This is a genomic window from Aromatoleum aromaticum EbN1 (assembly GCF_000025965.1).
GTDB classification, from domain to species: Bacteria; Pseudomonadota; Gammaproteobacteria; order Burkholderiales; family Rhodocyclaceae; genus Aromatoleum; species Aromatoleum aromaticum.
This window is the reverse complement of record NC_006513.1, coordinates 651,108-674,125: the sequence shown is the minus strand read 5'-3', so window position 1 is coordinate 674,125 and position 23,018 is coordinate 651,108. Positions and strand designations below refer to the sequence as shown.

The 23,018-nt window shown below is 67.5% G+C and carries 21 protein-coding genes; 6 read left to right on the top strand and 15 right to left on the bottom strand.

Features of this window, described 5'->3' with window-relative positions; genetic code table 11:
* On the top strand, window positions 1-1,179 hold the full coding sequence (locus tag EBN1_RS03160) for a heme biosynthesis HemY N-terminal domain-containing protein (protein WP_011236462.1): 1,179 nt from the start codon (window positions 1-3) through the stop codon (window positions 1,177-1,179).
* A gap of 40 nt (window positions 1,180-1,219) precedes the next feature.
* Here the strand turns inward: EBN1_RS03160 and hemF are convergent, their stop codons facing one another.
* From hemF to EBN1_RS03115, 9 genes are all read right to left on the bottom strand, one after another.
* Window positions 1,220-2,155, bottom strand: coding sequence for an oxygen-dependent coproporphyrinogen oxidase (gene hemF, locus EBN1_RS03155; protein ID WP_011236461.1), 936 nt, complete (start codon window positions 2,153-2,155; stop codon window positions 1,220-1,222).
* A gap of 3 nt (window positions 2,156-2,158) precedes the next feature.
* Complete coding sequence (gene purD / locus EBN1_RS03150) at window positions 2,159-3,448, bottom strand: phosphoribosylamine--glycine ligase (protein WP_011236460.1); 1,290 nt, start codon at window positions 3,446-3,448, stop codon at window positions 2,159-2,161.
* Between the two features lie 19 nt (window positions 3,449-3,467).
* Window positions 3,468-5,063, bottom strand: a complete 1,596-nt coding sequence (gene purH / locus EBN1_RS03145) for a bifunctional phosphoribosylaminoimidazolecarboxamide formyltransferase/IMP cyclohydrolase (protein WP_011236459.1) — start codon at window positions 5,061-5,063, stop codon at window positions 3,468-3,470.
* A gap of 74 nt (window positions 5,064-5,137) precedes the next feature.
* A complete protein-coding gene (locus tag EBN1_RS03140) occupies window positions 5,138-5,374 on the bottom strand; it encodes a helix-turn-helix domain-containing protein (RefSeq protein WP_041645644.1) in 237 nt (78 codons plus the stop codon).
* Entirely contained in the window at window positions 5,371-6,390 is a 1,020-nt protein-coding gene (dusB, locus tag EBN1_RS03135) for a tRNA dihydrouridine synthase DusB (protein ID WP_041645642.1), read from the bottom strand. The genes EBN1_RS03140 and dusB overlap by 4 nt, the downstream gene beginning before the upstream one ends.
* 138 nt (window positions 6,391-6,528) lie before the next feature.
* Window positions 6,529-7,701: an FAD-dependent monooxygenase gene (locus tag EBN1_RS03130; protein WP_011236457.1), complete on the bottom strand. Its 1,173-nt coding sequence runs from the start codon at window positions 7,699-7,701 to the stop codon at window positions 6,529-6,531.
* Window positions 7,688-9,040, bottom strand: coding sequence for an aminopeptidase P N-terminal domain-containing protein (locus tag EBN1_RS03125; protein WP_011236456.1), 1,353 nt, complete (start codon window positions 9,038-9,040; stop codon window positions 7,688-7,690). Before EBN1_RS03125 ends, EBN1_RS03130 begins: the two co-directional genes overlap by 14 nt.
* Before the next feature lie 70 nt (window positions 9,041-9,110).
* Entirely contained in the window at window positions 9,111-9,800 is a 690-nt protein-coding gene (gene murU / locus EBN1_RS03120; RefSeq protein ID WP_011236455.1) for an N-acetylmuramate alpha-1-phosphate uridylyltransferase MurU, read from the bottom strand.
* Window positions 9,800-10,804 carry an aminoglycoside phosphotransferase family protein gene (locus EBN1_RS03115; RefSeq protein WP_011236454.1) on the bottom strand — a complete coding sequence of 335 codons (1,005 nt, stop codon included), beginning with the start codon at window positions 10,802-10,804 and terminating at the stop codon, window positions 9,800-9,802. Before EBN1_RS03115 ends, murU begins: the two co-directional genes overlap by 1 nt.
* A gap of 148 nt (window positions 10,805-10,952) precedes the next feature.
* On the opposite strand from EBN1_RS03115, the gene EBN1_RS03110 reads away from it, so the two are divergent.
* From EBN1_RS03110 to rsmA, 4 genes are read left to right on the top strand one after another with little or no spacing between them, the layout of a single operon-like run.
* On the top strand, window positions 10,953-13,340 hold the full coding sequence (locus tag EBN1_RS03110; protein WP_241762848.1) for an LPS-assembly protein LptD: 2,388 nt from the start codon (window positions 10,953-10,955) through the stop codon (window positions 13,338-13,340).
* A 53-nt stretch (window positions 13,341-13,393) separates the two neighbouring features.
* A complete protein-coding gene (locus EBN1_RS03105) occupies window positions 13,394-14,758 on the top strand; it encodes a peptidylprolyl isomerase (protein WP_011236452.1) in 1,365 nt (454 codons plus the stop codon).
* Between the two features lie 9 nt (window positions 14,759-14,767).
* A complete protein-coding gene (pdxA, locus tag EBN1_RS03100) occupies window positions 14,768-15,748 on the top strand; it encodes a 4-hydroxythreonine-4-phosphate dehydrogenase PdxA (RefSeq protein WP_011236451.1) in 981 nt (326 codons plus the stop codon).
* Window positions 15,745-16,542, top strand: coding sequence for a 16S rRNA (adenine(1518)-N(6)/adenine(1519)-N(6))-dimethyltransferase RsmA (gene rsmA, locus EBN1_RS03095; RefSeq protein ID WP_011236450.1), 798 nt, complete (start codon window positions 15,745-15,747; stop codon window positions 16,540-16,542). Before pdxA ends, rsmA begins: the two co-directional genes overlap by 4 nt.
* A 78-nt stretch (window positions 16,543-16,620) precedes the next feature.
* Here the strand turns inward: rsmA and EBN1_RS03090 are convergent, their stop codons facing one another.
* The 3 genes from EBN1_RS03090 to xth form a co-directional block, all read right to left on the bottom strand.
* Entirely contained in the window at window positions 16,621-16,815 is a 195-nt protein-coding gene (locus tag EBN1_RS03090) for a YgaP family membrane protein (RefSeq protein ID WP_011236449.1), read from the bottom strand.
* A gap of 104 nt (window positions 16,816-16,919) precedes the next feature.
* Window positions 16,920-17,600 carry a Crp/Fnr family transcriptional regulator gene (locus tag EBN1_RS03085; protein ID WP_011236448.1) on the bottom strand — a complete coding sequence of 227 codons (681 nt, stop codon included), beginning with the start codon at window positions 17,598-17,600 and terminating at the stop codon, window positions 16,920-16,922.
* A gap of 33 nt (window positions 17,601-17,633) precedes the next feature.
* Window positions 17,634-18,395, bottom strand: a complete 762-nt coding sequence (xth, locus tag EBN1_RS03080; RefSeq protein WP_011236447.1) for an exodeoxyribonuclease III — start codon at window positions 18,393-18,395, stop codon at window positions 17,634-17,636.
* Between the two features lie 242 nt (window positions 18,396-18,637).
* On the opposite strand from xth, the gene EBN1_RS03075 reads away from it, so the two are divergent.
* Window positions 18,638-18,796, top strand: a complete 159-nt coding sequence (locus EBN1_RS03075) for a hypothetical protein (RefSeq protein ID WP_241762796.1) — start codon at window positions 18,638-18,640, stop codon at window positions 18,794-18,796.
* A gap of 14 nt (window positions 18,797-18,810) precedes the next feature.
* On the opposite strand, the gene EBN1_RS03070 is transcribed toward EBN1_RS03075, so the two are convergent.
* The 3 genes from EBN1_RS03070 to EBN1_RS03060 all read right to left on the bottom strand — a co-directional run bounded on the left by EBN1_RS03070 (window position 18,811) and on the right by EBN1_RS03060 (window position 23,018).
* Window positions 18,811-20,868 (bottom strand): M3 family metallopeptidase, encoded by a 2,058-nt coding sequence (locus EBN1_RS03070; protein WP_011236446.1) that lies wholly within the window; start codon window positions 20,866-20,868, stop codon window positions 18,811-18,813.
* 139 nt (window positions 20,869-21,007) lie between these two features.
* The gene (locus EBN1_RS03065; protein WP_041645632.1) at window positions 21,008-21,778 is read right to left on the bottom strand and encodes a DUF2189 domain-containing protein; all 771 of its coding nucleotides are present in this window, start codon (window positions 21,776-21,778) and stop codon (window positions 21,008-21,010) included.
* Between the two features lie 304 nt (window positions 21,779-22,082).
* Window positions 22,083-23,018 carry a phosphoribosylaminoimidazolesuccinocarboxamide synthase gene (locus tag EBN1_RS03060; protein WP_011236444.1) on the bottom strand — a complete coding sequence of 312 codons (936 nt, stop codon included), beginning with the start codon at window positions 23,016-23,018 and terminating at the stop codon, window positions 22,083-22,085.

Genomic DNA, 23,018 nt, shown 5'->3' with positions numbered 1-23,018 from the left:
ATGCGTACCCTGCTCTGGCTCATCGCCTTGTTCGCTCTCGCTGCCGGGGTGGCGATGCTCGCGAGCGTCAATACCGGCTACGTGCTCGTCGTGCTGCCGCCGTGGCGTGCCCAGCTGTCACTGAATCTTCTCATCGTCGCGCTGCTCGCGACATTTTTCATCGGCTACGTGGTGCTCCGACTGGTCGGGAAAACGATCGCGCTGCCGGGACGGGTCGGCGTGTTTCGCGAGCGCCGGCGCAAGGACAAGGCCGGCCGAGCGCTGCGCGAGGGCTTGCGGGCCCTTTTCGAAGGCCGCTTTGCGCAGGCGTTGAAGCTTTCCGGCAAGGCTTTCGACGCCGGGGAAAGCCGCTCGATGGCGGCACTGGTCGCGGCGCGTGCGGCGCACGGCATGCACGATGACACCCGCTACCGGATCTGGATCGGGCGGGCTGCGGAGCAGGAAGAAGAAGTCCGGGTTGCACGCCTGATGACCGAAGCCGAACTCGCGATCGAAGGGCGGCGCTTCGAGGAAGCCGCCGAACGGCTCGAAAATCTGCGTCTGTCCGGGCATCGGCACATCGCCGCGCTGCGCCTGTCGCTGAAAGTGGCTTCGGCGCTGGGGCACTGGGAAGAAGTCCTGCGCCTCGCACGGCAGCTGCGCAAGCACAAGGCCCTGACGGACGAGCAGGCGCAACCGGTAGTGCGCCGCGCGCACGTCGAACGGATACGCGAACTGGCCCGCGACGGCGAGGCGCTCGCGGCGTACTGGCGCAGCATTCCCGCGGCCGAACTGGGTGACCGGCACATGGTCGAGGAAGCCGTTCCCTATCTTGCCGCCGCGGGACAGGGAGCGCTGGTGCGCAAGACCGTTGAACGCATGCTCGACACCGAGTGGGACGGGGGGTTGGCGCGGCTGTACGCCCAGTGTGCAAACGGCGATGCGGCTGGCTGCCTCGCGCGTGGCGAAGGGTGGCTGCGCAAACACCCGAAGGATGCGGACCTGCTGTATGCGCTCGGCAGGTTATGCCTGGCGGCGCAGCTGTGGGGCAAGGCGCAGAGTTACCTCGAGGCGTCGCTGAACCTTGCGCCAACGATCGAAACCCACCTCGCGCTCGCGCATCTGTTCGAGCGTCTCGAGCGGGCCGAAGAGGCGCACACTCACTATCGCGCAGCAGCAGCCGAACATTCGGCTGCCTGAGCGGCCTCCTGAGTGGCCTCGTTGCCCCGCGAGGCAGTCATCACCAGTCGCGCGGGGCGAGAAACTCGTCGTATAGACGCGCCTCGGCGCTGCCCGGCTCCGGCTGCCAGTCGTAGCGCCATTTGACCACTGGCGGCAGCGACATCAGGATCGATTCGGTGCGTCCGCCCGACTGCAGGCCGAACAGTGTGCCGCGGTCGAACACCAGGTTGAATTCGACGTAGCGGCCGCGGCGGTAGGCCTGGAAGTCGCGTTCGCGTTCGCCGTATGCGACGTCGCGCCGCCGCTCGATGATCGGCAGATAGGCGTCGAGGAATGCGTCGCCGACGCTGCGCGCGAGCCCGAATGCGGCATCGAAGTCGGTCTTGCCGTCGGCGCCCAGATCGTCGAAGAACAGCCCCCCGACACCGCGTGGTTCGTTGCGGTGCTTGAGGAAAAAGTATCGGTCGCACCATTCCTTGAGGCGACGGTATTCCGGCTCCCCGCCCCACGGCAGCACTGCGGCCCGGCAGGCGCGGTGGAAATTGCGCACGTCTTCCTCATACGGATAATAGGGCGTCAGGTCCATCCCTCCGCCGAACCACCAGACCGGCGCTGCGGCAGGCGGCGGAACGGCAGCCTCCGGGTGGGACGCGATGAAGAAACGCACGTTCATGTGCACTGTCGGACAGTATGGGTTGCGCGGATGCAGCACGAGCGACACGCCCATCGCCTCGAACGTGCGGCCCGCGAGATCGGGGCGATGGGCAGTCGCCGACGCCGGCATCGCACCGCCGATCACGTGCGAGAAATTGACTCCGCCCCGTTCGAAGAAACGGCCTTCCTCGATGACGCGCGTGATGCCTCCGCCGCCTGCCGGGCGCTGCCACGCATCCTCGCGGAAGCGGCCGCCGTCGAAGCGTTCGAGCACGGCGACGATGCCGCTTTGCAGGTCGAGCAGGTGTTGCCTGACGACGCGCGAATCGGGCGCGCCCATCGTTCAGCCTTTTCTGGCAATGGCGCGGTGGCCGATGTCGCGGCGGTACTGGCGTCCTTCGAAGATGATCCCGTCGGCGATCTCGTAGGCGCGCTTCTGCGCGCTGCGGATGTTGTCGCCGAGCGCGGTGACGCACAGCACGCGCCCGCCGGCGGTCACGACCTGCCCGTCCAGCTCCGCAGTGCCCGCGTGGAAAACGTGCACATCCTCGCTCTCGGTGGCCGGAAACCCGGACACCACGTCGCCCTTGCGCGGCGCCTCCGGATAGCCTTCGGCGGCGAGCACGACGCCGAGCGCGACCCGGCGGTCCCATTCGGCTTCGACCTGGTCGAGCCGCCCGCCGATCGCCGCTTCGACGAGATCGGACAGGTCGGTCTTCAGGCGCATCATGATCGGCTGGGTTTCCGGGTCGCCCATGCGGCAGTTGAACTCAACGACGCGCGGCTGGCCCGCTTCGTCGATCATCAGGCCGGCGTACAGAAAGCCGGTATAGGACAGCCCGTCGGCGCTCATCCCGGCAAGAGTCGGCAGGATGATCTCGCGCATCACGCGAGCGTGGATTTCGGGCGTCACGACCGGCGCCGGCGAATAGGCGCCCATGCCTCCAGTGTTGGGGCCTTCGTCCTTGTCCCGCAGGCGCTTGTGGTCCTGGCTCGTCGCCAGTGCCAGCGCATGCTTGCCGTCGGCCATGACGATGAAGCTTGCTTCCTCGCCCGCCATGAACTCCTCGATGACGACCCGCGCGCCGGCTTCGTCGTACTGCACGCCGGTCTGGTTGCCGTTCAGCATCATGTCGATCGCGGCGTGGGCTTCGGCAAGCGTCGCGGCGACCACGACGCCCTTGCCGGCAGCCAGGCCGTCGGCCTTGATGACGATCGGCGCTCCTTCGGTCTCGACATAGTCGTGTGCCGCGGACGGGTCGGAGAAAGTCGCGTGCTTCGCCGTGGGGATGTTGTGCCGGGCCATGAAGCGCTTGGCGAAATCCTTCGAGCTTTCGAGCTGCGCCGCGCCTCTCGTCGGGCCGAAGATCGGCAGGCCGGCGGCGCGAAAGGCGTCGACGATGCCGGCCGCAAGCGGTGCTTCCGGCCCGACGACGGTGAATTGCACCTGCTCGGCGCGTGCGAGTTCGACGAGGTCCGGGATCGCAGTGACTGCGACGTTCTCGAGCAGCGGTTCGCGCGCGGTGCCCGGATTGCCCGGGGCAACCAGCACGCGTGTGACTTTGGGCGACTGGGCGAGTCTCCAGGCCAGCGCGTGTTCGCGGCCGCCGGAGCCGATGACGAGAACTTTCATGAGTTTTCCTGTGCCGCTCTCAATGCCGGAAATGACGGAAACCGGTGAACACCATCGCCACGCCCTGTTCGTCGGCCGCCGCGATCACTTCGCTGTCGCGCATCGAGCCGCCGGGCTGGATCACTGCCGTCGCGCCGGCCTGGGCGAGCACGTCGAGTCCGTCGCGGAACGGGAAGAACGCGTCGGAAGCGACGACCGAGCCGTGCACCGTCAGCCCGGCATTCTCGGCCTTGATCGCGGCGATGCGAGCCGAATCGACGCGGCTCATCTGACCTGCGCCGACACCGACCGTCATGCCGTCACGGCAATACACGATCGCGTTCGATTTGACGTATTTTGCGACCCGCCACGCGAACAGCAGGTCGCCGAGTTCCTGTTCGGTCGGCGCGCGCCGCGTGACGATCCTGAGATCGGCGACCGCGATGCGCGCCTCGTCGGCGCTTTGCACCAGCAGCCCGCCGCCGACCCGCTTCAGGTCGAGGGCGCCGGACGGCTTGCCGAGCCCGCAGGTCAGCACCCGCACGTTCTGCTTCGCGGCGAGCACCGCGAGCGCGTCGGCGCTGTACGACGGTGCGATCAGCACTTCGAGGAACTGCGCTGCGACGGCTTCGGCAGCGGCACGGTCGACTTCGCAGTTGAACGCGATGATGCCGCCGAAGGCCGACGTCGGATCGGTCGAGAAAGCCTTGCGGTAAGCGGCCTGCGGGGTTTCGGCGAGCGCGACGCCGCACGGGTTCGCGTGCTTGACGATGACGCACGCGACGCGGCCGGCTTCGACGTCGAAGACTTTCACGCATTCCCATGCCGCATCGGCGTCGGCGATGTTGTTGTAAGACAGTTCCTTGCCCTGCAACTGCCGGTACGCCGCGATCACGCCTTCAGGGGCCGACGGCTCGCGGTAGAAGGCTGCGGACTGGTGCGGGTTCTCGCCGTAGCGCAGGTCCTGGACCTTGTCGAACGCGAGCTGGAAGCGTTCCGGGTAGGCCTGTCGCGTGGCCGCTCCGGCATCGTCGAAACTCAGCGCCGTCAGGTAATTGGAAATCGTCGCGTCGTAGCGGGCAGTATGCGTGAAGGCTTTTACCGCGAGCGCGAAGCGCGTCCTGTAGCTCAGCGCGCCGTCGCCCGAGCTCAGCTCGGCGATGATCGACGCATAGTCTTCCGGGTCGGTGACGATGCCGACGCCGCCCGCTTGGTTGCCGTGGTTCTTGGCTGCCGCGCGCACCATCGTCGGGCCGCCGATGTCGATGTTCTCGATCGCGTCCTCGAGCGTGCAGTCGGGCCGGGCGACGGTTTCGGCGAACGGATAGAGGTTCACGACGACGAGGTCGATGCGCGAGATGCCGTGCGCGGCGATCGTCTCCATGTGTTCCGGCAGGTCACGACGCGCAAGGATGCCGCCGTGCACTTTCGGGTGCAGCGTCTTGACGCGGCCGTCGAGCATTTCCGGGAAACCGGTGTGTTCGGACACGTCGGTGACCGGCAGGCCGGCCTGGCGCAGCATCGCGGCGGTGCCGCCGGTCGACAGCAGCTTGACGCCGAGCGCATCGAGCGACCGGGCAAATTCGAGGACACCGCGCTTGTCGGAGACGCTGATCAGGGCTTGGGAGACTTTCATCGTGAGGATCGCAAGAAAAAATAGGGTGGGCGACGCGGTGATTCCGCCGCGCGGGGAGTGAGGGTCGGGATGCGCTACAGCAGTTCGTATTCCGTCAGCTTGCGGCGCAGCGTGTTGCGGTTGATGCCGAGCATCTCGGCGGCGACGGTCTGGTTGCCATTGGCTTGGCGAAGCACGAATTCGAGCATCGGGCGCTCGACGTTGCGAATCACCATGTCATAAATTGCGGCCGGCTTCTCGCCGTCCAGGTCGCGGAAGTACTGGTCAAGAGTGCGGTGGATCGATTCGGCGATCTCGTTCGAGCGGGTCATGCTGCGAGTTCCTGCGGAAGTTCTTCGTAGCGCAGGCGGGCGTCCTGCTCGGCGAGGCGGCCGAAGAAGTCGTCAACCGCCTCGAGTTGTTCGCGTACATCCGACAGCTGGTTCATCGTGCGGCGGAAAGCCGCCGAGCCGACGAGGCCCTTCGTGTACCAGGAGATGTGCTTGCGCGCGATCCTGACTCCGGTTTCCTCTCCATAGAACGCGTACAGGTCGCCCAGGTGCTCGCGGCATACCTGGAGGATCTCGGCGACGAGCGGCGGCGGCAGCAGCGTGCCGGTCGCGAGGTAATGCTCGATTTCGCGGAAAATCCACGGTCGGCCCTGCGCGGCGCGGCCGATCATCACGCCGTCGGCACCGGTGTAGTCGAGCACGTAGCGGGCTTTCTCGGGCGTCGTGATGTCGCCGTTGGCGATCACCGGGATCTTCACGAGGGATTTCACTTCGGCGATCGTGTCGTACTCGGCGTTGCCGGTGTATTGGTCGGCGCGCGTGCGGCCATGGATCGCGACCGCGCGGATGCCCGATGCTTCGGCAATGCGGGCGATCGTCGGCGCGTTGCGATTGTCGCGGTTCCAGCCGGTGCGGAACTTCAGTGTCACCGGGGTGCCGGGCACCGCGGCGACGACCGCTTCGAGGATGCGGGCGACGAGCGGCTCATCCTGCATCAGCGCGGAGCCTGCCATGACGTTGCAGACTTTCTTCGCCGGGCAGCCCATGTTGATGTCGATGATCTGTGCGCCGTTGTCGGCGTTGTAGCGCGCGGCGTCGGCCATCATCGCCGGATCGGCGCCGGCGATCTGCACCGAGATCGGATCGGCCTCGCCGGCGTGCTCGGCGCGGCGACGGGTTTTCGCGCTGCCATAGAGCAGCGAGTTCGACGTGACCATTTCGCTGACCGCGACGCCTGCGCCGAGCTTCTTGCACAGTTGGCGGAACGGCCGATCGGTCACGCCCGCCATCGGGGCGACGAAAAGATTGTTGCGCAGGGTAAAACCGGCGTACTGCATGGATGGAGAGGGTGTTCGGGGAAGAGGGCGCATTTTACCCCATGCGCCGCCGGCCGAGCAGCGGAATGCAGCGCCGACGCCGATCGCATCACATCCTGTCGTATTTGCGCCCGCTGCGCGCCGGCGGGACGGCGCCCGTCAGGGCCAGGCGCGCGCCCCGAACATCATCCGCCGCGCAACGAAATCGCGCAGCGGCGGGATGAGGTCGAGGGCCAGCAGGCCGGCGCCGCGCAGCTGGCGCAGCGGGGCGAAGTCATTGCTGAACACGCGCACGAGTGCGTCGGTGAAGTGGATCGCGCCGAAGCGGTCGAGGCCGCGGGAATCGGCATAGGCGTCCAGGACTGCCGCGCCGCCCGGATCGCCGCGGTGGCGCAGCAGCGTGTCGGCGAGCGCCCAGACGTCGCGCAGCGCGAGGTTGAAGCCCTGGCCGGCGACCGGATGGAGGGTCTGGGCGGCGTTGCCGAGCCACACGGTGCGGGCGCCCGCCGGATCGCGCCGGTAGCGCAGGCCGAGGGGATAGCGGTGACGGCGGGAAACTGTGCCGAACCGCAAGCGGGTGCCGAAGCGCTCCTGCATCTGCGCGACATAGCCGGCGTCGTCAATGGCGAGCAGCTCGTCGGCGCGTTCGGGCGAAACGACCTGGACCAGCGCGAAGTTGCTGTCGCAGGGCAGCAGCGCGATCGGACCCTGCGGCGTGAAGCGCTCGAACGCGCGATCGCGGTGACCGCCGTCGACGTCGATCCGTGCGATGAGGGCGTGCTGGCGGTAGTCGCGCTCGACGACGTCCCGACTGCCGACGTCGAGCCGGCCTTCGGCGCAGGCGACGAGACGCGCGCGGCACGGCGCGTCGTCCGGCGCGCTCGCTGCAGGGCTGCCGAGGGTGGCAACGAGGGTGGCAACGACGGCGTCGGCCTGCGGCGTGAGGGCGGTGACTTCCGTTTCGTCGAGGATGGGGATGCCGCTGCGCTCCACCGCGGCGCGCAGGGCGCCGGCGAGCGCGCCGGCCGAGACGACGTAGCCGAGTGCCGGTTGGCGGTAGTCCTCGGCCCGCAGTTCGGTGCGGCCGAACCCGCCTTGCTGCGAGACGTGGATACGGCGGATCGGCGTCACCGGCAGGGCGTCCCACACGCCGAGGCGCTCCAGCGTCAGGCGCGTGCCGTGCGCCAGCGCGAGCACGCGGGGGTCGGCGAGCACGGCCGCGCGCGGGCGGGCGTCGGCGAGCACGATCGCAAGGCCGCTGTCCTTCAGTGCGAGTGCCAGGGCGAGCCCGACCGGCCCGGCGCCGACGACCAACAGGTCAGGCTGTCGCACCGGCGCCCTCTCGCATCACCGCTTCGATGTCGGCGATCGACCGCGGCGCCGCATCGGTGATGAATTCGCACCCGGTTGCGGTGACGACGGCATCGTCCTCGATGCGCACGCCGATGTTCCAGAACGCTTCCGGCACGTCGGCGGCGGCGCGGATGTAACAACCCGGCTCGACGGTCAGTACCATGCCCGGTTCGAGCGGCCGCCACTCGCCGGCGCGCTTGTATTCGCCGGCGTCATGGACATCGCGGCCGAGCCAGTGACCGGTGCGGTGCATGTAGAAGCGCCGGTAGAGGTCCTGTTCGATGACGGCATCGAGCGTGCCGGAGAGCAGGCCGAGATCGAGCAGGCCTTGCGCGATGACCCGTACCGCGGCGTCGTGCGGGTCGTTCCACAGCACGCCGGGACGAATCGTGTCTTTCGCGGCGCGCTGCGCGGCGAGCACGAGTTCATAGACGTCCCGCTGCGCGCCGGTGAAGCGGCCATTGACGGGAAACGTCCGGGTGATGTCGGACGCGTAGCCGTCGAGCTCGCAGCCGGCGTCGATCAGCAGCAGCTCGCCGTCGGCCATCACGCGGTCGTTCTCGACGTAGTGCAGCACGCACGCATTCGGGCCACTGGCGACGATCGACGGGTAGGCGGGGAACTGGCTGCCGGCGCGGCGAAAGCTGTACAGGAGTTCCGCCTCGATCTCGTATTCGTGGCGGCCGGGGCGGGTTGCGGCCATCGCGCGCCGGTGCGCGTCGCCCGAGATGGCGGCTGCGCGGCGCATGATCGCGAGCTCCGATTCGTCCTTCACGAGGCGCATTTCGTCGAGCTCGGTGCGCACGTCGTGGATCGCATGCGGCGGCACTGCGCCGGCGCGCGCGTTCGCCCGTACCGCGTTCAGTGCGCGCATCACGCGGGCGTCCCAGTCCGCTTCGTAGCCCAGCGCGCACCACAGCTTCGGCTGGTTCGCGAGGAGATCGGGCAGGCGCTGGTCAAGGTCACCGATCGTCCACGCTTCGTCGAAGCCGAAGCGCTCGCCGGCCGCATCGGGGCCGAAACGATAGCCGTCCCAGATCTCCCGCTCCTTGTTCTTCTCGCGGCAGAACAGGATCGAGCGTGGGGATTCGCCGGCAACCAGCACGACCACCGCTTCGGGCTCGCCGAAACCGGTCAGGTAATGGAAGTAGCTGTCGTGGCGGAACGGATAGTGCGTGTCCCGGTTGCGCGTGCATTCGGCAGCGGTCGGCAGTACCGCGATGCCGCCGCCGAGCGCGTTCATGCGGGCGAGAAGCCGTTCGCGGCGGGCGTGAAACGGGGCGATGTCAGGCACGGGGCGCTCTGGAAGGCTGTTCATGAATTCATTATGGCACGGGGGCGATTCCCGGTTTCGACCCGGCGGAACGGGCCCTGTCCGGGAGCGGCGCTCAGTCGATGACTTGCCGCAAGTGGCGATCGAGCGCGGCGAGGCGTTGCGGCGTCCCGACGTCGAGCCAGTAGCCGCGATGGAGCGCGCCGCGCACGCGGCCCGCGTCCATCGCCTCCCGCAGCAGCGGGCCGAGCGGCGCTTTCGTTCCGGCTGCGACCGCGGCGAACAGCGCCGGCCGATAGACGCCGATGCCGGAAAACGTCAGCCGCGGCTCGCCGTCGCGGTGCAGGCGCTCGCCGTCGAGGCGAAAATCGCCGCCGGGGTGATGGTCCGGGTTGGGCACCATCACGAGGTGGGCGAGGTCGTCCGTCGCGGCGAGTCCGGCGCCGACAGGGCGCAGCGCGGCGAGGTCCGCGTCGCAGAAGACGTCGCCGTTGATGACGAGGAAAGGCGCGTCGCCGAGCAGGGCCAGCGCCTGGCGGACGCCGCCGGCGGTCTCCAGTGCCTCGGTTTCGGCGGAGTAGGCGACATGCAATCCGAATTGCCGGCCGTCGCCGAGCGCCGCTTCGATCATCGTTCCCAGATGGGCGTGGTTGATGACGACGTCGGTGAAGCCCGCCATGCGCAGCCGTTCGAGGTGCCACGCGATCAGCGGCCGTCCGCCCGCGACGAGCAACGGCTTCGGGCAGGCGTCGGTCAGCGGACGCATCCGCTCGCCGCGCCCGGCGGCGAGGATCATCGCGCGCATCAGAACGTGTAGCCGACTTCGACCGGCTCCGGGTCGACCTGGTCGAGCAGCCGCAGCAGCGGCGTGAGGTCGCGGTAGCGCTTGCACGCGCGGCGCAGGTAGTCCATCACCCGCGGCATGTCGGCAAGGTAGCCGTCCTTGCCGTCGCGGTGACAGAGGCGGGCGAAAATGCCGAGCACCTTGACGTGGCGCTGCACGCCCATCCACTCGTAGTCGCGGTGGAAGTCGGAGAAATCCTCGCGCACCGGCAGGCCGAGCGTGCGTGCCGCCTCCCAGTAGCGCGCGAGCAGATCGAGTGTGAAGTCCTCTTCCCAATGGATATACGCGTCCTTGAACAGCGACGCGAGGTCGTAGGTCAGCGGACCGTACACCGCGTCCTGGAAGTCGATGACGCCCGGGTTGGCGCCGTCGGCGAGGTACATCAGGTTGCGCGAGTGGTAGTCGCGATGCACGAAGACTTGCGGCTCGGCGAGGTTGACGGCGAGGATGCGGTCGAAAACCGTCTCCAGCGCGGCGTGCTGGCGCTCGTCGAGGCTCACGCCCTTGTGGCGCGTGATGTACCACTCGGGGAACAGCATCAGCTCGCGCCGCAGCAGTTCGCGCGAATATTCCGGCAGCACCCCGGGACGGCTCGCTTTCTGGATCGCGATCAGCGTACCGAGAGCGTCGGCGTAGAGGCTTGCGGCGTTCGCCGGGGTGAGCGCCGCGAGGTAGGTCGTGCTGCCGAGATCCGACAGCAGCAGGAAGCCCTGGTCCGGATCGCGCGCCAGCACTTCGGGGACGTGTGCGCCGGCGTCGCCGAAGAGCTCTGCGACCTTGAGCCAGGGGCGCGTGTCCTCGTGTTCGGGCGGTGCGTCCATGACGATGCGGCTCTGGCTGCCGTCGGCAAAACGCACGCGGAAATAGCGCCGGAAGCTGGCGTCGGCCGATGCCGGGCTCAGTTCGAAATCCTGTCCGGGTAGCCGCGCCGTCAGCCAGGTCTTCAGTTGAGTGAGTCTTTGCACCGGGTTCTCCGCGAGGCTTCGTGTAAAATCGGTGAGTTTATCAAAGGCTTCGACCGGGCCGCTCGCCGTCGGGCTGACTCTTGACGATTGGGGAAGACGCTTGCGCGAAACGCGATTGAGAACGCGGCTGAAGCTTATCCCGCTGCTGATGTGCTGCTTCTCGGGAGCCGCGGTGGCGGCAGGATTGCCACCGCTGGTGGTTTCGCCGGACCTGGTGAAAAGCCGGCCGGAACGCCCGGCCGGACAGGCGCCGGCTCAAAGCCCGGATGCGCCCGAGGTGCAGGCGCAGCCGTCTGCACCGGCGCGGTCATTGCCGACCCCGGAATCGCCACCACCGGCTGTGGCGCTGCCACCGGTCGGGACTCCCGCCGAACCGGCTGCCGGCGCTGCGCCTGCGGAAAGCGGGCCGATCGCTGCAGGAGCGACCGAGATCCGCGCGCAGCAGATCAGCGGAACGCGAGCAGTCGAACTGGTCGCCGAAGGCAATGCCGAGCTGCGCCGCGACGGAATACTGCTGTCCGCCGACCGGCTGACCTACAGCGAGCTGACCGACGAGGCGCGGGCCGAAGGCAACGTGCTGGTGGCGCAGGGTACGGACCGGGTCGAGGGGCCGCGTGCCAATCTGAAGATCGCCGAGCAGGTCGGCGAATTCGAAGCGCCGCAATACCGTTTCAGTCGCCGCTCCGATCCGGCGCCTGGCGAGCCGGTGCGCGAGATCTCCGGCAGCGGGCATGCCGACGTGATGCACTTCGAAGGCGAGAACCAGTATCGCCTGGAGAACGCCACGTGGTCGACCTGCCAGGCCGACGACCCGGACTGGTACATCAAGGCGCGCGACCTCGAGCTCGACTACGACCGTGAAGTCGGCGTCGTGCGCGGCGGCTCGGTGATCTTCCAGGACGTGCCGATCTTCTGGTGGCCGTGGGCGGAATTTCCGCTCGTCGCCCAGCGCCAGTCCGGTTTCCTCTCGCCGACGGTCGGCGTCTCGAACAAGGCCGGCGTCGATATCTCCGTGCCCTATTACTGGAACCTTGCGCCGAACTACGACGCGACGTTCGCGCCACGCTTCATGGGGCGACGCGGCGTGCAGCTCGGGGGTGAGTTCCGTTACCTGACGCCGGGCTATCGCGGCGAGTCGCGTGTCGAGTGGCTGCCGCGCGATGCCGTCACCGGCGAGGAGCGTGCGCTCGGATCGGTGCAGCACCAGCAGCAGATCACGCCGAACCTGTACGGTTCGCTCGACCTGAACGCCGTCTCCGACGACCAGTATTTCGAAGACCTCAGCTCGCGCCTGTCGGTCGCGTCGCAGGTCAACCTGCTGCGCGAAGGCCGGCTCAGCTATGTCGCGAGCGACTGGTGGAGCGCGTCGGCGCTGGTGCAAAGCTACCAGACGCTGTCCGGCGAAGACCCTTACCGGCGCCTGCCGCAGCTGTTGCTGAACGCGAACCGGCAAGACATGGCGGCGGGGACCGTCTTCGGCTTTCGCGGCGAATACGTGCAGTTCGAACACACTGATAGCCGCAAGCCGGAAGGCAGCCGCTTCACGCTGTATCCGCAGCTGTCATTGCCGTTCGAGCGGCCGGGCTACTACGTGACGCCGAAAATCGGCGTGCATCACACGCAATACGCGCTCGACCGCGACCTCTCCGGCGAGAGCGACTCGATCACGCGGTCGCTGCCGATCTTCACGCTCGACAGCGGGCTCAACTTCGAGCGCGACACGACGCTGTTCGCCCGCGAGTATCTCCAGACGCTGGAGCCGCGGATCTACTACGTGCGCACGCCGTACCGCAATCAGGACGACATCCCGGTTTTCGACACGGCCCGTTTCGACTTCGGCTTCGCGCAGATCTTCTCCGAAAACCTCTATGCCGGCGGCGACCGCATCGCCGACGCGAACCAGGTCACTGCGGCCGTGACGTCGCGCCTGATCGATCCGGGAACCGGGGCCGAGCGCATGCGCGCAACCATCGGCCAGCGCTACTACTTCGACGAACAGCGCGTCGCGCTGCCGGGCGAACCGCGCCGCGGCGAGCGCCGTGCCGACATGCTCGCGGCGTTCAGCGGGCGGGTCACGACGAGCTCGTCGATCGATTCGGCGTGGCAGTACAACCCGCGCGAGCAGTTGACGGAGCGCTTCAACTTCGCCGTGCGCTATCAGCCGGAATTCGCGAAGGCGCTCAATCTCGGTTACCGTTATTCGCGCGAGGTGCTGGAGGACCTCGACCTTTCCGGGCAGTGGCCGCTCGGCGGCGGCTGGTATGGTGTCGCGCGCGTGACGCGCTCGCTGAAGGAGAACCGCATCACCGAGACCATCGCGGGCCTCGAATACGATGGTGGCTGCTGGGTGGTGCGCAGCGCGGTGCACCGTTTCGCGACCAATCCCGACGACGTCACCGAAGCGCTGTTCGTGCAGCTCGAACTCAACGGCTTGGCCAGTGTCGGTTCCAGTCCGGTCAATCTGCTCAAACGCAGCGTTGCGGGATATGGCAAGATCAACGAACCCGTGTCCGACCGCGTTTTCGGTGCCTACTGAATCCGGCGGCCGTATTTCAGCATTACACGAGTCGATTCATTTTTCGAGAAACCATGATACGAATTCCCCTGCGTCGAATTCCCCTGCGTCGCATTGCCTTGCGTCGAATTTCCTCGCGCCTCAGCCTCGTCCTGTTCGCCGCCCTGTCCTGCGCCACAGCCCTGTTTCCGGCTCATGCGGCCAATCCCCGCTCCGTCGAAGTCGACCACATCGCCGCAGTCGTGAACAACGAAGTCATCACGGCGAGGGAATTGCGTGAGCGGGTCGAGCAGGCGATTCACCAGCTGAACCGCCAGGGCACGCCGCAGCCGCCCGCCGACGTGCTCGAGCGGCAGCTGCTGGAGCGTCTGGTGCTCGAGCGGGCGCAGCTGCAGCTGGCGCGCGAGACGTCGCTGCAGGTCGACGAGGCGACGCTCGAACGGGCGATCGCGCGGATCGCGGAGAGCAACCGCCTGACCATAGCGCAGTTGCAGGCTGCGCTCGAAAAGGACGGCGTCAGCTGGAGCCGCTTCCGCGACAATATCCGCACCGAAATCCTGTTGACGCGGCTGCGCGAGCGCGAAGTCGACAACCGCATCGTCGTGACCGACGCGGAAGTCGACAACTTCCTCGCGAACAATGCCGATGCGCTGTCCGGCGAGGAATTCGAGCTCGCCCACATCCTGATCCGCGTGCCCGAAGCGGCAACGCAGCAGCAGATGGCCGGCCTCGTCGCGCGCGCCGAAACCGCGAAACAGCGGCTCAATTCGGGTGACGACTTCGCGCGTGTCGCCGCGAGCTATTCCGATGCGCCCGATGCGATGAACGGCGGTGCGCTCGGCTGGCGCAGCCGCGACCGCCTGCCGCCGCTGTTTGCCGAGGCGGTGCGCGAGCTGAGTCCCGGCAGCGTGTCGCCCGTGCTGCGCAGTTCGGCGGGCCTGCATATCGTCAAGCTCCTCGACAGGCGTGGCGGCGCGGCGGCCGGGCCGCAACAGCTCGAACAGACGCGGGCGCGTCACATCCTGATCCGGACTTCGGAAATCCTCAACGACAGCGAGGCGGAAAGCCGCCTGCTCGGGCTGCGCGAGCGGGTCGTCAACGGCGCCAGTTTCGCCGAGCTCGCGAAAGCCCATTCGGCGGACCTGTCGTCGGCGAAAGGCGGCGATCTCGGCTGGCTCAGCCCCGGCGACACCGTCCCCGAATTCGAGCGCACGATGAACGCGCTCAAACCGGGCGAAGTGAGTGCGCCGGTGCGTTCGCCGTTCGGCTGGCATCTGATCCAGGTCGAGGCGCGCCGGCTCCAGGACGTGTCCGACGAGCGCAAGCGCAACGCGGCCCGCAATGCGCTGCGCGAGCGCAAGGCCGACGAGGCGTTCGAGGATTGGCTGCGCCAGCTGCGCGACCGCACCTATGTCGAGTACCGGACCGGCAAGGAATAACTCGGCACCGTGGCTTCTCTTCCGATCCTTGCAATCACCAGCGGCGAGCCGGCCGGCATCGGCCCCGAGCTGTGCGCGCAACTCTCTCGTCGTGACTGGCCGCTGCGCCCGGTCGTGCTGGGCGACTTCGAGCTGATCCGGGCGCGCGCAGCCGGCGCGGCAGTCGTGCGCGCCTACATGCCGGACGCGCCTGCCGCAGCGGGCGTGCTAGACGTGCTGCACGTGCCGCTGAACGTCGCCGCGCGACCCGGCCGGCTCGATCCTGCCAATGCCGGCTATGTGCTGGCACTGCTCGACCGGGCAGTGCACGGTTGCCGAAGCGGCGAGTTCGGCGCCATCGTGACGGCGCCGGTGCACAAGGGCGTCATCAACGACGCCGGCGTCGCGTTCAGCGGTCACACCGAATACCTGGCCGAGCACACCGGCACGCCGCGCGTCGTGATGATGCTGGTCGGCGGCGGGCTGCGCGTCGCGCTTGCGACCACCCACTTGCCGCTCGCGGCCGTGCCCGGAGCGATCACGCCGGCGCTGCTCGACGAGACGCTGCGCATCCTGCACGCCGATCTGGCGGGGCGCTTCGGGCTCGCCGCGCCGCGCATTCTCGTGGCCGGCCTCAACCCCCACGCCGGCGAGGGCGGGCACATGGGGCGCGAGGAAATCGACGTCATCGCGCCGGTGCTCGAGCGGCTGCGCGGCGAAGGCATGCGGCTCGTCGGACCGCTGCCTGCCGACACGCTGTTCGTGCCGCATACGCTCGGGCAGGGCGACGCGGTGCTCGCGATGTACCACGACCAGGGCCTGCCGGTGCTCAAGCACGCGAGCTTCGGCGGTGGCGTGAACGTCACGCTGGGCTTGCCGATCATTCGCACGTCCGTCGATCACGGCACTGCGCTCGATCTCGCGGGCACGGGCCGGGCCGATCCGGGCAGCCTGTTCGCCGCAGTCGAACTTGCGACTGCGATGGTATGCAATCGGGATGTCGCACGATGAGCGAACACCGCGCGCGCAAGCGTTTTGGCCAGAATTTCCTGTCCGACCCCAACATCATCCGCAAGATCATCGATGCGATCCACCCGGTGCCGGGCGAGACCGTCGTCGAGATCGGCCCGGGGCTGGGCGCGATGACCGATCCGCTCGTCGAACGGCTCGGTCATCTGCACGTCGTCGAGATCGACCGCGACCTGATCGCCCGGCTGCACGAACGTTATTCGCCGGAGCGGCTGACGATCCACGAAGGCGACGCGCTGAAGTTCGATTTCGCCACGCTCGGCGCGCCGCTGCGGGTCGTCGGTAACCTGCCGTACAACATCTCGACGCCGCTGCTGTTCCACCTCGCGGAGTTCGCGGCCCGGGTGCGCGACATGACTTTCATGCTGCAGAAGGAAGTCGTGATGCGCATGGTCGCCGAGCCGGGCACCGAGGACTACGGGCGCCTGTCGGTGATGCTGCAATACCGGTTCCGCATGGGGCGGCTGTTCGACGTGCCGCCCGGGGCGTTCCGCCCGGCGCCGAAAGTCACGTCGAGCATCGTCCGCATGGTGCCGCTGCCGGCAGAGCAGCGCACCGCGAAGGACGAGGCGCTGCTCGAGCGCGTCGTCGCCGCCGCGTTCGGCCAGCGCCGCAAGACGCTGCGCAATACGCTGCGCGAATGGCTCGACGAAGCGGATTTTCCCGCGCTCGGGATCGACCCGGGCCTGCGCGGCGAACGCCTGACCGTCGCCGACTACGTCGCGATCACGAACTACATCGCGGCGAAGTCGCCGCGCGCGCTCGCGAACGCGTGATCTTGGTGCGGTGTGCGCCGACCCAGGGGCGCCTCGGCGCCGGTCACGGGTAGGCGTCGAGGCGGATCGCCGTGGCGCTCAGGCTTTCCTGAGCGGGCAGGTGCGCAGGCCGAAGAGGGTATAGGCCGGGCACCAGCCGAGCAGCCCGGTCGCGAGCGGGACGACACCGATCCAGGTCCAGGGATTGCCGATGCCGAGGATGGCGAGGATGACCAGGACCAGCCCGGCGACGATGCGCAGGACCCGGTCGATGCCGCCGACGTTTGCATTCATGGTGGTGTTCTCCGTTGCGATGGGGTGGATGACGAGCGTATTGGACCACTCCACCGTCGCCCGGTCTGTAACCTCGGTTACACAGCGGCGCCTTGGCCCCAGCCTTACTCGTGGCGCCCTTCGCTCGCCATCCGCCGCAGCCCCGCGGGATCGAGGATCTCGATCTGCTCGCGCGACAGCTTCACCAGCCCCTGCGCCGCGAAGCCTTTGAGCAGGCGGCTGATGAATTCGCGCACGCTGCCGAGCTCGTCGGCGAGCTGCTGGTGCGTGACGTGCAGCACGCGCCCCTTGCCGAGCAGCTGGCCGGCGAGGCGCTGGTCGAGCCGGTGGAACGCGACTTCCTCGATCAGCTGCATCAGGTCGGCGATACGCTCGGCGAACAGGTGGAAGACGAAATTGCGGAACGCCGGCTCGCCGAGCAGCGCATCGAACTCGGCTTTCGGCAGCAGCATCAGCACCGTGTCGGATTCGGCGATGCCGCGCGCGTTGTAGTCCTCGTGGCCGAGCAGGCAGGACGACGAGATGATGCAGGTTTCGCCCGCCGCGACCCGGTACAGCGGCAGTTCGCGGCCGTTGGGGGCGCACTTGACGACGCGCACCGATCCTTCGACGACGAACGGAAAACCTTCGCACGCCTGGTGGTCGTCGAACAGCAGGGCGCCGGCCGGCACGCGCGCCCAGCGCGCAGTCTCGAACAGACGGTGCCGGGCCGATTCGGGCAGCGTGGCGATCACCGGATAGCGGTGGGCGAGGCGGGCCAGCTCTGGCGTGTGCGGGGTCGTCATCGTCGTCTTCCGTCGCGCGCTGCGGCGATGGGGCTACAACTCGAGTTCGGCGATCACCGGAGCGTGGTCGGACGGGCGTTCGAGCTTGCGCGGTGCCTTGTCGATCGTACACGCGCAGCACACATCGCGCAGCGCCGGCGACAGCAGGATGTGGTCGATGCGCAGGCCGAAGTTGCGCCGGAAAGCGCCCATGCGGTAGTCCCACCACGAAAAGCTCTTGTCGTCCTGCGGAAAAAGACGATAAGCGTCGGCCAGGCCGAGCCCGGTCAGCGCGGCGAAAGCGGCGCGCTCGGCAGGTGAGACGTGGATCTCGTCCTTCCAGTCCGGATGGGCGTCGCGGTCTTCGGGAGCGATGTTGAAGTCGCCCGTCAGCACCAGCCGCTGATGCGCCTTGAGTTCTTCGCGCAGCCACTCCGTCAGGGCCGCGAGCCAGCGCAGCTTGTACGCGAATTTCTCCGAGCCAACCGCCTGTCCGTTCGGGAAATACCCGCAGATCACGCGCACGCCGTTCACCGTCGCCGCGAGCACGCGTTTCTGTTCGTCATCGAAACCCGGGATGCCGTGGCCGATGCCGGCGAGCGCAGAGCGGCTCAGTATCGCCACGCCGTTGTAGGTCTTCTGGCCGCTGAATGCTGCGTGGTAGCCGGCCGCTTCGATTTCGGCGCTCGGAAACGACTTGTCCTCGAGCTTGAGTTCCTGCAGGCACAGCACGTCGGGCCGGTTGGCCGCGAGCCAGTCGAGCACGTGGGGCAGGCGGACCTTGAGGGAGTTTACGTTCCAGGTGGCGATTTTCATCGTATGCAGGGTGGCGTGGGGATTGAACAGTTCAGCCGGAGCGGGGGTGTCGGAAATTCTTACACCATGTGACGACGAGGCCCGCCGCCCTCCCGGTGCCCGCTGCAATTCATTGTATCCACGTCGTGTCCTGCACGTGGCATAAAACTGGCTTTGGCTCCCGGGAGGCTACGACATGTCGTCATGCGCATTCACGCATTTCGTCATGAAAGGGGGCGACGATGGCATTCAGTGGATTGGAAATGCGTGTCGATTGGGCCATGCGCCAGTTCGTCGGGGCAATCATGGATTATCTTGCCCGAGGTGGCGACCACGCGAACGCGCAGATGAACATGACCGAACGTGGCGTCCCGCTGCATGTGCAGCGGCGCGTCCTGGAGGGGGCTGCCTCCCATCTGTGACTCTCGCGCGCGGGTCATGCGCTCACCATGCCGTTGTGCCGCAGCAGCGCATCGACGCGCGGTTCGCGGCCGCGGAAAGCCTTGAATGATTCGAGCGCCGGGCGGCTGCCTCCGACAGCGAGGATTTCGCGCCAGAAGCGTTCCCCCGTTTCACGGTCCAGCAACGTCCCTTTCCCCGCGCCCGCTTCCTCGAACGCCGCGAACGCGTCGGCCGACAGCACTTCAGCCCATTTGTAGCTGTAATACCCGGCCCCGTAGCCGCCGGCGAAGATGTGCGAGAAGCTGTGCGGGAAGCGGTGCCAGGGCGGCGGGATCATCACCGCGACTTCGCGCCGCACTTCGTCGAGCAGCTCCATGACGCGCTCGACCGGAACCGGTCCGGCCGACGCGTCGACCTCGCTGTGCAGACGCAGGTCGAACATCGAGAATTCGAGCTGTCGCACCGTCTGCATGCCGCTCTGGAAGTTCTTCGCCGCGATCATCTTGTCGAAGAGTTCGCGTGGCAGCGGGGCCCCGGTGTCGACATGCGAAGTCATGCCGCAGAGCACGTCCCATTCCCAGCAGAAGTTCTCCATGAACTGGCTCGGCAGTTCGACGGCGTCCCATTCGACGCCGTGGATGCCCGATACCGCGAGGTCGTCGATCTGCGTCAGCAGGTGATGCAGGCCGTGGCCGCATTCGTGGAACAGCGTCAGCACGTCGTCGTGCGTGAAGGTCGGAGGCTTTCCTCCCACCGGGCCGGGGAAGTTGCATACGAGGTACGCGACCGGCGTCTGCGTGCCGCGCGGACCGACGTAGCGGCTCCTCGCCGAGTCCATCCATGCGCCGCCGCGCTTGGTCTTGCGCGCGTGCAGGTCGAGGTAGAAATGTCCCAGCGTCGCGCCGTCCCGGTCGATGCGGAAGAAATGTGCGCCCGCATCCCACAGCGGCGCGTTGTCGGCGACGATGTCGACGCCATACAGCGTGCGGATCACGCCGAACAGGCCTTCGAGCACTTTCGGCTCGGGGAAGTACTGTTTCACTTCCTGGTCCGAGAACGCGTAACGGGCCTGGCGCAGTTTTTCCGACGCATAACCGATGTCCCACGGCTCGAGCGGATCGAGGCCCAGTTCCGTGCGGGCGAAAGCTTGCAGTTCGGCGAGATCGCGCTCGGCGAACGGCTTGGCTTTCGTCGCCAGCTCGCGCAGGAAGGCGAGCACCTCGTCGGGCGTTTCGGCCATCTTCGGCACGAGCGACACTTCGGCGAAGTTGCGGTACCCGAGCATCTTCGCCTCTTCGGCGCGCAGAGCGAGGATGCGGCCGATCAGCGGCCCGTTGTCGAGCTCCGGCCTGCCCTGTTCCGACGCGCGTGTCGCATACGCGCGATACATTCGTGCGCGCAGTTCGCGGTTGTCGGCGTACTGCATCACCGGCAGGTAGGCGGGCATCTGCAGCGTGAATTTCCACCCCGGCTTGCCGTCGCGTTCGGCGGCCGCGCGCGCCGCGGCGATCGCATCGTCCGGCAGTCCGGCGAGCTCCGCTTCGTCCTCGATCCATTCGGTGTGGGCGTTGGTGGCGTCGAGCAGGTTCTCGGAAAATTTCGCCGCGAGCGCCGACTGCTCTTCCTGGATTTCCTTGAAGCGCGGCTTGTCGGCGTCCGGCAGCTCGGCGCCCGACAGGCGGAAGTCGCGCAGCTCGTGGTCGATGATGCGCTGGCGCGCCGGAGACAGCATGTCGTATTCGGCGCTGTCGTGCAGCAGCCGGTATTTCTCGAACAGCTCGAGGTTCTGCCCGACTTCGGCATAGAAGCTCGACACCTCGGGCAGCATCGCGTTGTAGGCTTCGCGCCATTCGGGCACGTCCATGACGCTGTGCAGATGGCCGACGATGCCCCACGCGCGACCGAGTCGCTCGCCTTCCTCGGTCATCGGCGTGACGAAGTTCGCCCAGGTCGGCGGCGCGGGGTCGGCGACGAGCTCCGCGATCAGCGCGCGGTTCTCGTCGATGAGCTGGCGGATTGCCGGCGCGACATGCTCCGGGCGGATGTCGTCGAAGCGCGGCAGCGCCGAAAAATCAAGGAGGGGATTGGGCATGGGGATTCTCCGGCAGGCTGGGAGGAGGACGGGAGGAAAGACAGGAGAAAGGGGCGCTGGAGCACGTATCGCATTCTAACCGCATTGCCGCTGCGCGGTTTTCCGACCGCAGGCCCTTGCGGCCGGGGCAGCACGGGCATTACTCGACGAGATCCTTGTAGGCATGCCAGCTGGCATGGCCGAGCAGCGGCAGCAGCAGGATCATGCCGGCCATCGTCGCGAAACCGATGGTGATCAACACGACGATGATCAGCGCCCACAGTGCCATCGGACCGAAGTTTATGCCCACTGCGCGGGCGCTCGCGACCATCGCCGTGACGACATCGGTGTCGCGGTCCATCAGCATCGGCACCGACACCGCCGACAGCGCGAAGACCAGGGCCGCGATCGCGCCGCCGATGACCAGATACCACACGACGAACGAGGCGGAAGCGCCCGTCAGGAACACGTCCAGGAAAAAGCTGCCCAGACCGCTCGCGTCCTCGGGGTAGAACGACGCGAACAGGATCGCCGACAGGCGTTCCCAGCCGAGCAGCACGAAAGCGAGGAAGGCGCCGAAATACAGCAGGTGATCGGCATGTGTGCTCAACCCGCGCAGCGAATCGATGAAGCTGGCCGGTTCACCGTTGTCGTGGCGCCGCGAAATCTCGTACAAGCCGGCTGCGGCGACCGGGCCGACGAGAAAGAAACCGGAAATCGCTGCCGTGAACAGATGCGGCAGGCCGGTCGCATAACCGAGGATGAATGAACCGGCGGCGGCGAACAGCAGGCCGTAGCTCAGGCTTGCCGCCAGGTTGTCGCGCATGTCGGCCCAGCCCCTGCGCAGCCACACGAAAGGCCGTGCGCTGTCGACCCGGCGCACCTGAGCTCGCTGGAAATGTCGATCCAGCACACCATGCGGCTTGTCCATGACGGCCTCCTCCGGAACAGGACGTGCGGAGTTCATGCCCGCTCCTTTTGCCGGCGGTGCGGGCCCCGCGACGCAAATTAGAGAGAGGCGACGGCGGCAAGTTCGCGACCGGCAGCTGCCGCGACCGGTTCACCGGCTGGTTGCTGTGCGATCCTGGCCCCGATGCCGCCGGTGTTCCTGCGTGTGTTGCCGGCGAGGGAGAGGAGCGTCGCCCGGCCGGCAGAAAATACGACGGAAAGTGCGGTGCTTTTCTGTCCGCGATGCGGGGGCTACCGGTCCGGCCTGTCGTCGGGAGTCGTGTCGTTCAGGCCAGCGACTGTCCGGTGAGGCGCTCGAACGCTTCGCGGTACTTCGCCGCGGTCTTTGCGATGACGTCGGCCGGCAGGTGCGGGCCGGGCGCTTTCTTGCCCCACGTCAGCGTCTCGAGGTAATCGCGCACGTACTGCTTGTCGTAGCTCGGTGGGCTGATGCCTTCGCGGTAGCTGTCGGCCGGCCAGAAACGCGACGAGTCCGGCGTCAACGCCTCGTCGATGAGATGCAGCGTGCCTGCGGAATCGATGCCGAACTCGAACTTCGTGTCTGCGATGATGATGCCGCGCCCGGCGGCATAGTTTGCCGCTTCGACGTACAGCGTGATTGCCGCATCCCGCGCCTCGGTGGCGAGACGGGCGCCGTTCGTGCCGCTGCCGGCCAGGAGACCGGTCAGCTCGGCGGCGCAGCGCGTCTGGGCTGCGGCGAACGAGATGTTTTCGTCATGGTCGCCGACGTCGGCTTTCGACGCCGGGGTGAAGATCGGCGACGGCAGCTTCGCCGCCTGCGCGAGCCCTGCGGGCAGCCTGATGCCGCAGATCGCGCCGGTGTCCTGGTAGTCCTTCCAGCCCGAGCCGATCACGTAGCCGCGCACGACGGCCTCGATCGGCAGCGGCTTGAGTCGCTTGACGACGAGCGAGCGGCCGCGCACCTGGTCGCGCTCGTCGCTGGCGACGACCGATTCGGGGTCGATGCCGGTGAGCTGGTTCGGCACGATGTGGCCGAGGCGTGCGAACCAGAACGCGGCCATCGCGGTCAGCACGCGCCCCTTGTCGGGAATCGGGTCCGGCAGGATCACGTCGAATGCGGACAGCCGGTCGCTGGTGACGATCAGCAGCTTGTCGGCATCGACGGCGTAGATGTCGCGGACCTTGCCGCGACCGAGCAACGGCAGGCTCTTGATGGTGGATTCGAACAGGGGTTGGGCCAC